This window comes from Eubacterium sp. AF19-12LB, assembly GCF_003479125.1.
GTDB classification, from domain to species: domain Bacteria; phylum Bacillota; class Clostridia; order Lachnospirales; family Lachnospiraceae; genus Eubacterium_U; species Eubacterium_U album.
Genome location: NZ_QUGP01000003.1, coordinates 169,738 through 182,827 on the forward strand (window position 1 = coordinate 169,738; position 13,090 = coordinate 182,827).

The 13,090-nt window shown below is 32.8% G+C and carries 11 protein-coding genes; 9 read left to right on the forward strand and 2 right to left on the reverse strand.

Annotated elements, in window-relative coordinates:
* Nucleotides 1–106: 106 nt before the first annotated feature.
* On the forward strand, nt 107–1,498 hold the full coding sequence (locus DWX29_RS03960) for an MATE family efflux transporter (protein ID WP_117910013.1): 1,392 nt from the start codon (nt 107–109) through the stop codon (nt 1,496–1,498).
* A 14-nt stretch (nt 1,499–1,512) separates the two neighbouring features.
* Nucleotides 1,513–2,061: a histidine phosphatase family protein gene (locus tag DWX29_RS03965; protein ID WP_118565225.1), complete on the forward strand. Its 549-nt coding sequence runs from the start codon at nt 1,513–1,515 to the stop codon at nt 2,059–2,061.
* 63 nt (nt 2,062–2,124) lie between these two features.
* Here the strand turns inward: DWX29_RS03965 and DWX29_RS03970 are convergent, their stop codons facing one another.
* Nucleotides 2,125–2,601 carry an S-ribosylhomocysteine lyase gene (locus DWX29_RS03970; protein ID WP_022089392.1) on the reverse strand — a complete coding sequence of 159 codons (477 nt, stop codon included), beginning with the start codon at nt 2,599–2,601 and terminating at the stop codon, nt 2,125–2,127.
* Nucleotides 2,602–2,763: 162 nt separating this feature from the next.
* Between DWX29_RS03970 and DWX29_RS03975 the strand changes: the two genes are divergently transcribed.
* The 4 genes from DWX29_RS03975 (at nt 2,764) to DWX29_RS03990 (ending at nt 8,691) form a co-directional block, all read left to right on the forward strand.
* Nucleotides 2,764–3,321: a TetR/AcrR family transcriptional regulator C-terminal domain-containing protein gene (locus DWX29_RS03975; RefSeq protein WP_022089391.1), complete on the forward strand. Its 558-nt coding sequence runs from the start codon at nt 2,764–2,766 to the stop codon at nt 3,319–3,321.
* Nucleotides 3,322–3,497: 176 nt separating this feature from the next.
* Entirely contained in the window at nt 3,498–5,588 is a 2,091-nt protein-coding gene (locus tag DWX29_RS03980) for an MMPL family transporter (RefSeq protein ID WP_117910014.1), read from the forward strand.
* 10 nt (nt 5,589–5,598) lie between these two features.
* A complete protein-coding gene (locus DWX29_RS03985; protein ID WP_118565226.1) occupies nt 5,599–7,986 on the forward strand; it encodes a hypothetical protein in 2,388 nt (795 codons plus the stop codon).
* 123 nt (nt 7,987–8,109) lie between these two features.
* Nucleotides 8,110–8,691 (forward strand): manganese efflux pump, encoded by a 582-nt coding sequence (locus DWX29_RS03990; protein ID WP_118565227.1) that lies wholly within the window; start codon nt 8,110–8,112, stop codon nt 8,689–8,691.
* A 210-nt stretch (nt 8,692–8,901) separates the two neighbouring features.
* On the opposite strand, the gene DWX29_RS12635 is transcribed toward DWX29_RS03990, so the two are convergent.
* Complete coding sequence (locus DWX29_RS12635) at nt 8,902–9,618, reverse strand: Pr6Pr family membrane protein (protein WP_158574497.1); 717 nt, start codon at nt 9,616–9,618, stop codon at nt 8,902–8,904.
* A gap of 206 nt (nt 9,619–9,824) precedes the next feature.
* On the opposite strand from DWX29_RS12635, the gene DWX29_RS04005 reads away from it, so the two are divergent.
* The 3 genes from DWX29_RS04005 (at nt 9,825) to DWX29_RS04015 (ending at nt 13,022) form a co-directional block, all read left to right on the forward strand.
* Nucleotides 9,825–10,235: a GNAT family N-acetyltransferase gene (locus DWX29_RS04005; RefSeq protein ID WP_118565230.1), complete on the forward strand. Its 411-nt coding sequence runs from the start codon at nt 9,825–9,827 to the stop codon at nt 10,233–10,235.
* A 208-nt stretch (nt 10,236–10,443) separates the two neighbouring features.
* On the forward strand, nt 10,444–11,097 hold the full coding sequence (locus DWX29_RS04010; RefSeq protein ID WP_118565231.1) for a histidine phosphatase family protein: 654 nt from the start codon (nt 10,444–10,446) through the stop codon (nt 11,095–11,097).
* 14 nt (nt 11,098–11,111) lie between these two features.
* The gene (locus tag DWX29_RS04015) at nt 11,112–13,022 is read left to right on the forward strand and encodes a DNA gyrase subunit B (protein WP_022089384.1); all 1,911 of its coding nucleotides are present in this window, start codon (nt 11,112–11,114) and stop codon (nt 13,020–13,022) included.
* Nucleotides 13,023–13,090 lie beyond the last annotated feature (68 nt).

Sequence of the window (13,090 nt, forward strand, 5' to 3'; positions counted from 1 at the left end):
GTGTTATAGTACTCGATTGGAACTAAAAAATTATTAAACTGGAATTATTATAGATTGTTATATACTTAATATTTTAATAATCATGAGATAGTAGCTTGGAGGAAAAATGAGTCAGGAAATAGCAACAGAAGTAAAAGAAGAAAATAAAATGGGAACAATGCCTGTAGGTAAACTGATTTTTAATATGTCATTGCCTATGATGGTATCAATGCTTGTTCAAGCATTGTACAATATTGTGGATAGTATATTTGTTGCCAAATTGTCAGAAAATGCGTTGACAGCAGTTTCGTTAGCGTTTCCATTACAGACATTGTTAATTGCAGTGGGAGCAGGTACCGGAGTTGGTATGAACGCTTTATTATCAAAGTCATTGGGAGAAAAGAATTTTAAAAAGGCAAATGACACGGCGGCAAATGCAGCAGTATTATATATTTTAAGCTATATTTTATTCTTGATTTTAGGATTTAGTGTTGTTAAACCTTTTTATTTAAGTCAGATTGGCAATGCAGATGTTGAAATAATGGAAATGGGAATTGAATATTTGAGTACAGTTATGATTTTCTCATTTGGGTTATTTACACAGTTTTTCTTTGAACGTTTATTAACATCAACAGGAAGAACTATTTTCAGCATGACATCACAGCTTACAGGTGCAGTAACTAATATTATTTTAGACCCTATTTTAATATTCGGTTTATTTGGGGCACCAAAAATGGGTGTTACAGGTGCGGCGATTGCGACAGTTATTGGACAGTGTGTTGCAGGAATTGTGGCAGCCGCATGTAATCATAAATATAATCATGATGTTAAATTAAGCTTTAAAGGATTTAAACCGGACTTAAAAATTATTGGAACAATATATGCAGTAGGTGTTCCATCTATTATTATGCAGTCAATAGGTTCAATTATGACATATTGCATGAACCGCATTTTAATAGAATTTTCATCGACGGCAACGGCTGTTTTTGGTGTTTACTTCAAATTACAGAGTTTCTTCTTTATGCCTGTATTTGGATTGAACAACGGAATTACACCTATTATTGCTTATAATTATGGAGCAAAGCAGAGAAAACGTATGATTCATACCATTAAATTAAGTATGGCAGTAGCATTTTGTCTGACGTTTGTTGGATTTATAGCATTTGAAGCAATACCACAGGTACTTCTTGGAATGTTTAATTCTTCACAACAGCTGTTAGAAATTGGTATACCGGCACTTAGAATAATAGGAATTCATTTCTTAATTGCATGGTTCTGTATCGTTGCGGGAACAGTATTTCAGGCTTTAGGAAAAGCGGTATTTAGTATGATAGTTTCTATTATGCGTCAGTTATTTGTTTTAGTACCGGCAGCATATATTCTTGCAAAAGTAGGCGGATTACATGCAGTATGGTGGTCATTCCCAATTGCAGAAATTATTTCGTTGGCAGTATCACTTACATTTTTAATAAGGATTTATAATACAATCATAAAGAAATTACCGGAAGGAAGAGCATAGTTTAGGAGGCAAAAATGCTTTACATAATGCGACATGGAAAAACTGAATGGAATGAATTACATAAACTTCAGGGAAGAACAGATATACCATTAAATGAAGAAGGAAGACAGATGGCAAAAATTGCCGGGGAAAAATATAAAGATATTAATTTTGATGTATGTTATTGTTCAACTTTAGTAAGAGCGAAAGAAACAGCTAAATTAGTTCTTGAAGGAAGAAATGTTCCTATTATATATGATGAGAGATTAAGAGAGATGAGCTTTGGAATATATGAAGGAATGGAAAATCCGGCGAAAGCGACAGATAGTCCTATTCGTACATTTTTTAAAGAACCTGAAAAATACAAAGGAGTTAAGGAAGGCGAAACATTTTATGAGTTGTTTAAACGAACAGGAGAATTCCTTAAAGAAGTTGTTATGCCTGATTTAAATGAAGGAAAAGATGTTCTTATTGTAGGGCATGGAGCAATGAATTCAAGTATTGTGTGTCAGATTAGAAACCTTCCTTTAAGCAAATTTTGGGACGCAGGTATAGAAAATTGTAAATTAATGAAATTAAAATAGTAATAGTAAAGACCCTCTTATTAAATAAGGTAAGAGGGTCTTTGTTATATATAACAATATATTTTATTCAGGATAAACTAATTGCTCAGGAGTAATATTTGATAAAATGTCATAATATTTTGCAGCAATAAATTTAGCCATATATAAATTTAAATCAAGATAATTTCCGCAGTCTTTTGCACTTGCACCCGGAATATCACCTTCATAGTTCTTTATAAATAGGAACATATCTTTTACAAGCTGCAATACATCATTAGAAGTGAGGTCTCCGGCAAGAATCATATAGAAACCTGTTCTACATCCCATTGGTCCAAAATATATAGTTTTATCACCCCACTCAAAGTTGTTTCTAAGGTAAGTTGCACCAAGATGTTCTATTGTATGAATTTCGGCAGTATTCATAACAGGTTCATAATTTGGACGGGTAATTCTAAGGTCAAATGTTGTAAGAACATTATCGCCTACTTTATCTTTTCTTGAAACGTAGACACCCGGTAATAATTTCAGGTGGTTTATTGTAAAACTTGTTATTTTATTCATTTTAAAATCCTCCGTAAATATATGATTAAATCGTATAATTTTACTATTTTTATAATTATAACACAGGTTGAAAAAAAGTGGAAACGTGTTATACTAAGCCATAGTTGTGAATATTATGGAGAGAGTGAACAGAGAATGCGTGTGAAACACTAGGAGGAGAATATGACAGGACAGGGAAAGCAGGCAATTGATTTAGCGTTGGCAGAAAGTTTCAAGGAACTTGCAAGTAGACATCCTATCGAAAAAATAACCATAAAAGATATTACGGATAAAGCAGGAGTAATCAGACCAACATTTTATAATCATTTTCAAGATAAATATGAACTGATAGAATGGATAGTTATGGAGCAGATTATAAGGCCGGCGGCTCCGTTAATTGAGAATGGAATGTTTAATGAAGCGGTTGTCTTGATGTTTACATCATTAGAAAAAGACAAGCCTTTTTATATGAATGCAGTAAAGTTAGAAGGACAGAATTCATTGCAGAGTATCGCAGAGGATTGTGTAAGACAGATACTACTTGCAATTATGGAGAAAAAGGGACCTAAGATGGATAAGGCTCATCCGTGGATTACGTATGAGAGGGTTGCACAGTTTTATGCGCAGTCTATGTGTTATATCGTTATAGAATGGATAAAGTCAGGGATGAATATCCCACCAAGAGAAATTGCAGCAGCGTATGAATATATGATGACTAAGCAGATGACAGATTTCTTTTAATGTTAAAATTTTGTGTCAGATGTAAAATACAATGATATTACAGTTGAATAAATCAAATATACAAATTGACAGATTTGTATATTTAAAAGAGACATGGCAAAAAGATTGAATATTTAAGTATTCGGTCTTTTTTTTTATACTGAGTGCAGAAAAATAAGAAAGGTGAAGTGATAAGAATGAAAAAATTCGGACAAAAAGTTGTTAAATACAGAGTATTGATATTTGTTATCAGTTTACTTTTATTAATACCTTCTGCATTTGGTTTTATAACAACAAGAATTAATTACGATATTTTATCCTATTTACCACAGGATATGGAAACTATGAAAGGACAGGATATTCTGTTAGATGAATTTGGAACAGGAGCCTTTTCTTTATGTGTAGTTGAAGGAATGGATGAAAAAGATATATCAGCAATGAGAAAGGACATGGAGAAAGTTGAACATGTAAAATCAGTTATCTGGTATGACTCAATTGCAGGCCTTACAGTTCCAATGGATGTTCTTCCAAATGATATCCGGGAATTTTTCAATAATAAAGATGCTGACAGCACATTAATGATTGTTTTATATGATTCATCAATGTCTTCAGATGAAACAATGGATGCAGTAAAAGAATTAAGAAAAGTTGCATCTAAAGATTGTTATATAAGTGGTATGTCGTCTGTAGTTACAGATATTAAAGATTTGGTAATGCATGAAATTCCAATTTATGTAATTATCGCAGCAATCCTTTCACTTATAATTTTACAGTTAACAATGGATTCAGCAGCAGCACCATTATTCTTCTTACTTGGAATTGGTATGGCAATTGTTTATAACCTTGGTACAAATTTCATTCAAGGTGAAATGTCATATTTAACAGAAGCGTTAACAGCAGTACTTCAGTTGGCTGTTACAATGGACTACTCAATTTTCCTATGGCACAGTTATGAAGCACAGTGTGAAAAAACGCCGGATGATCATAATACGGCTATGGCAAATGCAATTAGTGAAACACTTGCTTCAGTAACAGGAAGTTCAATAACAACAATTGCCGGATTTATTGCATTATGTTTTATGACATTTACATTAGGTTTAGACCTTGGTGTGGTAATGGCAAAAGGTGTAGTATTCGGTGTAATTGGATGTGTAACAATTTTACCATCAATGCTTTTAATCTTTGATAAATTTGTTCAGAAGACAAGACATAAACCAATTATCCCTGATGTAGGTAGAATTGGTAAAACAGTTATTAAGAGAAGAACTATTTGCATAATTATTTTCTTAATATTATTAGTACCTGCAGCATTTGGTTACAAGAACAACAAAGTATACTACGATTTAGTCGGTTCATTACCAAAGACACTTCCAAGTATTACAGCAAATACTAAGATGGATGAACAGTATGCAATGGGTGCAACTCATATCGCAATGGTAGACAGCAGTCTTTCACAGGCAGATGCAAATAAGATGATTAATCAGATGAAAGACTTAGATGGAGTTAAAACAGTATTAGGTATTGATTCAATATTAAGTCCGTCAATACCAAGAGATATCATTCCGAAGAATCTCTCAGAAGATTTGATTAATGATAAATATGAACTTTTATTAATTAGTTCTGAATATGCGGTGGCTTCAGATGAAGTAAATGAACAGTGTATTCAGTTGGAAAAAATAATAAAGAGTTATGACAAGCATGGAATGTTAATAGGTGAAGCACCTTGTACTAAAGACTTAATTGAAACAACAGATACCGATTTTAAAGTAGTTAATGCGCTTTCAATTGCAATGGTATTTGTAATTATATTATTTGTATTTAAATCAATTTCATTACCGTTTATTTTAGTAGCGGTTATTGAAGCGGCTATTTGTATGAATATGGGAATTTCATATTACACAGGAACAACATTACCATTCATCGCATCAATTGTAATTGGTACAATTCAGTTAGGTGCAACAGTTGACTATGCAATTCTTATGACAACAAAATATAAGAACGGCAGATATTCAGGATTACCTAAGAAAGAAGCAATTACAAAGGCTCTTACAGAATCAATGCAGTCAGTTATAGTTAGTGCTTTGAGTTTCTTTGCAGCCACATTTGGTGTAGGTATGTATTCTAACATCGATATGATTAGTTCATTGTGTAACTTAATGGCAAGAGGAGCAATCATAAGTATGATAGTAGTTATATTTGTTTTACCGTCATTATTTATGATATTTGATAAATTAATAATTAAAACAAGTAAAGGTTTCATTAACAAAGAGTTAGTTTCAAATAAGTAGGAGGTTCGCTATGAGAAAATCAAATTTAATTAGTAAGAAGTTTATAATAAGAACAATCGCATGTGCAATGACAGTTGTTGTTGCAGGTGCATCAACATATGGATATACAACATTTGCAAATCCGGAGGATGTTTCTACAGAAGAAACTCAGACAGATGTAAATAGTGATGACAAGAGCGAGTTAGAAGATGCAATTGACAATGTTATCTCAGTTTCAGAAAAAGAAATAGGCAAAGATGAAACAGTATATGTAATTGCTGATAACACAGGTAAAGCTACAAGCACAATCGTAAGTGATCATTTGAAAAATGCAGCAGGAGAAGATGTTATTGTAGATAAATCTGATTTGAAAGATATTAAGAATGTAAATGGAGATGAAACATTTACAAAAGATGGCGAAAACATCAAATGGGAAGCAAAAGGAAATGATATTTATTATCAGGGAACTACAGAAAAAGAAACTCCTGTTAATGTTAAAATAACATATTATTTAGACGGAAAAGAAATGACAGCAGATGAAATCGCCGGAAAGAGTGGAAAAGTTACTGTAAGATTTGATTACACAAATAACGAAAAAGTTAAAGCAGACATAAATGGAGCAGAAGAAGAAATTTATGTACCGTTTATCGCAGTTTCGGGAATGATTTTAAATGATGATTTCCAGAATGTAGATGTTAAAAATGGTAAAGTAATTTCTGATGGCAAAAATCAGATAGTAGTTGGTATGGCAATGCCGGGAATGAAAGATAATCTTGATTTGAGTGATGATGAAGTGGAAATTCCTGATTATGTTGAGATGACAGCAGACGTTGAAAACTTCAGTCTTGATATGACAATGACAGTTGCGTTGTGTAATGAAGGATTTGACATTAGCGATATTGATTTATCTGATTTAGATGAAAAAGTTGACGAAATTGATGATGCAGCAGGAAAATTACAGGATGGTTCAAGCGATTTGGCAGATGGACTTGATACATTAAATAACAATATGCCTGAATTTAAATCAGGAATGGTTACACTTAAAAATGGTATTGCAACATATACAGGTGGTGTAAGTCAGGTTAGCTCAGGAATTAATACATTATATAAATCTTCAGGAAAACTTGTAAAAGGCATGAAGTCAGTTAAAAAAGCTGTAGATGCTATTTATACAAACTTTGGAACAAAAGAAAATTCAAAGACAATCCGTGGTGGTGCTAAAGCACTTGCAGATGGAAGTAAGACATTAAATGAAGGTGTTAATAAGTTATCAACAGGTGCAGATACATTAGCTACAGGAAGTAATACTGTAAGCACTAACATGGAAACATTAAGCAATGGTGTAACAACAATTGCAGGTCAGGTTTCAATATTAAATACTTCAATGACAGATTTGAAGAATGGAGCATTGAAAGTAAGCGCAGGTGTTGATGAAGTAGCTGACACAATTAACGGACTTGGAAACACAATCGCAGAGCAGGAAAAAGGAATTTATACAAAATTAGCTAAAGCCGGAGTTAAGTCATACGATGAGGCTGACAAAGCATTAAAAGATGCTAAGAAACTTCAGACTGCAATTCTTACAGCAATTGCAGCAGATACTTATACAGGACTTGATGCTTATGGTGTTACAGATGCAAAGAGTGCAGCAAAGGTTCTTACAAAAACAACAGAAAATGTTAATTCTTTATCAGAAGCTGTAGCTTCATTGAAAGTTATGGATGAAGTAGCAGACAATGTTTCAGCTAAGAAAGAAGATTTAAAAGAATTACAGGATGGTGCTAAAGAATTGGCAACAGGAGCCGGAAAAGCTGCAACAGGTGTAAATACATTGGATACTACAATGACAAGCGTAGCAAGCAGCACAAAGCAGTTAGCAGCCGGAGCAAAATCAGTATCTGAAGGTGCAAGCCAGATTAAATCAGGTTTATCATCAGTTGTATCAGGAAGCTCAGACTTAAAAGATGGTGCAAAATCATTAGATTCAGGAATTGAAACTTTATATGAAAAAGCTATTTCTCCACTTTACACAGGTGTAGGAACATTAAATGATAGCATGCCAACATTAAAGTCAGGTGTTAAGAAGTTAAAAACAGGTAGTGACAAATTAGTTGCAAACAATGATACTCTTAACAAAGGTGCAAAACAGTTAAATGAAGCAACAACAACTGTTAGTGATGGCGTAAGTAAGTTAGATGATGGTGCAAATGAACTTAAAGATGGAATGAAAGAATTCAATGATGAAGCAATTCAGAAACTTATTTCATCATACAACGGAGATGTTAAGAAGTTAGTTAACAGAATAAACGCAACTTCAAGAGCAGCTCAGGATTATACAACATTTACTAAGACAGCAGATGGAGTAAACAGCAACGTTAAGTTCATTATTAAGACTGATGGAGTTTCAGCTGATAAATAATAAAAATAAAGCACATAATATGTTATGTGAATAACATTAGGTTTAGTTAGTTGTGAAAATAAATTGATATAAAATCAATTGATATTCAACCTCAAATTAAAGCAGATAAAAGGGAGGGGTTGTGTGACTTGGATTGAAAATGTAATGATTATATTTGGTATATCCTTTGAAGTATTTGCAATCATGGAGTGTAATGGCTCCATGGTGGCAAATATTAAAAAAAGCAGACTTACTATAATTGGAGTAATTCTTTCGTTGCTTCAGCTTGTAATGCTTGGAGTAGGATATATAATTTCAAGACTTTTAATTAACATAGTAACAACAGCCGACGAAGTAGTTATTGGACACATTTTGGCAATTGCTATATTTGTATTGCTAGGAATAAGGTTAATTATTAAGGCACTAAAGAATGATATAATCAATGAAAAATTAGAAGAGAAAATGGAATTAAAAAAATACATTCTTCCATTGGTGGTAATTGGAGGATATACAATAACTACAGGTATTGCAGCAGGACTTTGTAATACGAATCCTTTGAATTTAGGAATTTTAGTAGTGGTTGTAACATGGGTTGCCGCATATACAGGAATGTATACAGGATACAGAGCAGGATTTGAACAAAAAACAAAGGCTTATATAGCAGGTGGAGCATTGTTGGTTATCGTTGGAATTGACATGGCAATCAGATGCTTTGTATTAGGTTAGAAATTGAAAAATAAACTTAATAAGAAAACCGAAAGTGGTATGAAAACCGACTTTCAGAAAATAAGTATAAAAATAGTGCTTTGCTGGAAAAGTGAAGCACTATTTTTTGCCCTTTGTCAAGAATGGGGGGGTAACTCAAGTTAATAACAAGTCTGCGAATTACATTCACAGCCTGGTATTTGTTTGCGTGCAAAATAAGTGAAAGCTGGATTATAACTTTCGATTTTGAAGTATACACATAATTTTTTCGATTCCGATAATCAAATATCCAATAGACAAAATAATAAAAAGAATAATTATTGAAAAAATTGTTACCCGCTCATATCCAAGTTTATTTATATCAAGAAAAAAATAAGGAGCCTCATTTAAATGAAAATATGAAGACTCAGGCACCTGATAGAGTCTTACAAATGTAAAAATAAGATAAACAAAAGGATATAAAGTCCAGATGAAGGGAGCATTTAATTTCTGCAATCCCTTAGGGGCGAAAAGAAGCCAGTCTATAACATAAAAAAGTGGAAGCAGATAATGAGCGAATAAATCTTTTATAGGAAGATTTAAGATGTTATTTATAAGCAGAGGATATTTGTAATTAGCAACCATATAGTGAAATATGAAAAATGTTAAGATTATTGACATAAGGCTCATTCCTTTAAATAAAACAAAAAAATGTGAGTATTCTTTTAAAGCAGTATATTTTTCCGAAAAAGAAATACGGTTATAAATCATTTTGATAATATTTAAAAGTAATATAATAAAACAGAATAAATTAGAAAGTACGGTAAAGTATCCAAAAAATCTAAATGTATTTGGTAAATCATCAATATCAATATGTAAATATAAAGAAAATGATGCTATTCCTAAAACGAATAATTTGAAAATCAGGGAAAAACTAAAAGAATTTATAAAAGCATATCTGTTTTTCATATCTGTAATTACCTCCACAAAAATAATCTACAAAATGGGTTTACAAAATAATCTGCATAAAAATAGTGTGGGCAAAATGAAAAATAATAATCATGAAAATAAAGCAAAAACAAAGCAAAAAATAAAATTTCTTGAAGTGAATTGGCAGATAAAGTATAATGTATTAGTTAAAGTGGGCAAAATATGTGATTGAATAGAGGAACAAGATGGTACTTGAAGAAAATGTTTTAGATGTAGATACATATTTGATGTTAAGGGGAAAAGTTAAATGGAAACCATTGACTAAAGAACAGGCTGAAAAAGCATTGGAAAACAGTTTATATACAGTTGTTGCATATGAAAATGGCAAACCGGTAGGAATGGGAAGAGTCGTGGGAGATGGAGCAGTTATATGTTATGTACAGGATTTGATTGTAGTACCGGAATATCAGGGAAGTGGTATAGGATACAGACTATTACAAAATATAAAAGAATTTGTTTTAGAATTAAAGATTCCAGGTACGGAAATGATGTTTGATTTAATGTGTGCAAAGGGAAGAGAACATTTTTATAAAAAATGTGGATTTATAGAAAGACCAACGGACAAATTAGGTCCTGGAATGATTCAATACCTGTGATACCAGGGTTATAATTCCATAAACCACATGAGCTTGCTCAAATGTGGTTTATGGAATTCATGACCCGTCCCAACATGAGCATAAAAGTGGAATGAAATCCCACGATATGCGAATGTTGGTCAGATTGCGAGAGTGTGAAGCACGAAGCAATCTGAAGGTATCATATATATGTAGAAAAAAGGAAAGATTAAGATAAGGCAGGTGTGATATGAATATTTATTTAATTAGACATGGCAGACAGAACAGTAAATTATGTAATGTTGATGTGGAATTGTCGGATGAAGGTAGAGAGCAGGCGCACTTGGTAGGAAAGCGTTTGGCTAAATATGGAATTGAAGCTGTGTATTCAAGTAATTTAATAAGAGCGAAGGAAACAGCAGATATAATAAATGAATATGTTAAGAAACCAAGATTTGTTGATGAAAGATTAAGGGAAGCAGAGTTTGGTGATTTAACAGGACTTGAAAACAGTGTTCTTAAAGAAAGATATAAGGATTTTCTCGCAGAGCGTTCAAAGATGGAAAAGGATATGGCATATCCCGGTGGCGAAAATTGTGAAATGGTATTTAACAGAGTTTTTGAAGCGATAGATGAGATAGCACATAAAGATTATGAAAATGTAGTGGTAGTAACTCATGGAGGTGCTATAAGGGCATTACTTACAGGCATAGTTAAGGCTGATTATGCTAAGTGGCTTACATTTGGCAGACAACTTGAAAATTGTAGTATATCTGAGATTATGTATGATAAAGAATTGGGAACATATCATATCGAGAGACTTAACGATTATGCTCATTTTGAAGATGAAGACAGATTATTAAGAAAACATTTTGGCAATGGATTTTTGAATCCAAATAAGTAATCAAGGAGTTAGTAATGGCAAAAAGTAATTACGACGGTAATAGTATTGCAGTATTAGAAGGGTTAGAAGCGGTTAGAAGAAGACCCGGAATGTACATAGGAAGTGTTGGAACAAAAGGGCTTAATCATTTGATTTATGAAATTGTTGACAACTCAGTTGATGAACATTTAGCAGGATATTGTAATGAAATAAAAGTAACATTGGAAAAAGACGGTAGTGCTACTATTAGTGATAATGGTCGAGGCATTCCGGTTGATATAAATGATAAGACAGGGCGTCCTGCAGTTGAAGTAGTATTTACAGTACTTCATGCCGGAGGAAAGTTTGGAGACGGAGGTTATAAGATTTCCGGTGGTCTCCATGGTGTTGGTGCATCAGTTGTAAATGCGCTTTCAGTATGGTTAGAGGTAAATGTTAAAAGAGACGGAAAAGTTTATAATCAAAGATATGAGCGTGGGAAAATAATGTATCCTTTGAAAGAAGTAGGAACATGTAGAAAAAATGACACAGGTTCAACAGTACAGTTTTACCCGGATGGCGAAATATTTGAAAAAACTTATTTTAAAGCAGATGCAATTAAAAGCAGATTACATGAAACAGCATATTTAAATCCAAATCTTACAATTATATTTGAAAATAAAAGAGTTGCAGAAGAAGAAGTAATTACTTACCATGAGCCTGATGGAATTTGTGCGTATGTTGCAGAATTAAATAAAGAAAAAGAAAAGGTTCATGATGTAATTTATTTCAAAAAGACTGTTGATGGGATTGAAATGGAAGTAGCATTTCAGTTTGTAAATGAATTTTCTGAAAATATTTTAGGATTTTGTAACAATATTTACACACAGGAAGGTGGAACACATCTTACAGGATTTAAATCAAAATTTACAATGGTAATAAATCAGTATGCAAGGGAATTAGGAATATTAAAGGAAAAGGATGCTAATTTTACAGGGGCAGACGTTAGAAACGGTATGACGGCAGTTGTGGCAGTTAAGCACCCTGAACCAAGATTTGAAGGACAGACAAAGACAAAATTAGATAATCCTGATGCCGGAAAAGTTGCTGCTGAAATTACAGGTGAAGAATTGGTATTGTATTTTGACAGAAATGTTGAAGTGCTTAAAAATGTTATTGCATGTGCTGAAAAATCAGCAAAAATCCGTAAGCAGGAAGAAAAAACAAAAACAAATATGCTTACAAAGACAAAGTTTTCAATAGACAGTAATGGAAAACTTGCTAACTGTGAAAGCAGAAAAGCAGAAGAATGTGAGATATTTATTGTCGAAGGAGATTCTGCCGGTGGTTCAGCAAAAAGCGCAAGAAAGCGTAGAACACAGGCAATTTTACCTATAAGAGGAAAAATCTTAAATGTTGAGAAAGCTTCTATCGACAAAGTTCTTGCAAATGCAGAAATTAAGACAATGATTAATGCGTTTGGATGTGGATTTTCTGAAGGTTATGGAAATGATTTTGATATAGAAAAATTAAAGTTTAACAAGATTATTTTAATGACGGATGCCGATGTTGACGGAGCTCATATCGATACATTGTTATTAACATTTTTCTATAGATTTATGCCTGAATTAATTACGCATGGACATGTTTATTTAGCAACACCGCCATTATATAAGGTTGTACCTAAAAAGGGAAAAGGTCAGTATTTATATGATGACAAGGCTTTAGAAAAATACAGAAAAGATCATAAAGGATTTACGCTTCAAAGATATAAAGGCTTAGGAGAAATGGATGCAGACCAGTTGTGGGAAACTACACTTAATCCTGAAACGAGAATTTTGAAGCAGGTAGAAATAGAAGATGCAAGATTAGCATCAGAAGTAACAGAAATGCTTATGGGAAATAACGTAGGACCTAGAAGGGACTTCATTTACGAACATGCGACAGATGCAGAATTAGATATATAAGCATTTAGGAAACAAAATGAATTTATTTTCTATAGATGTTTCCGATTACCAACCCCATCGTAGAGAGG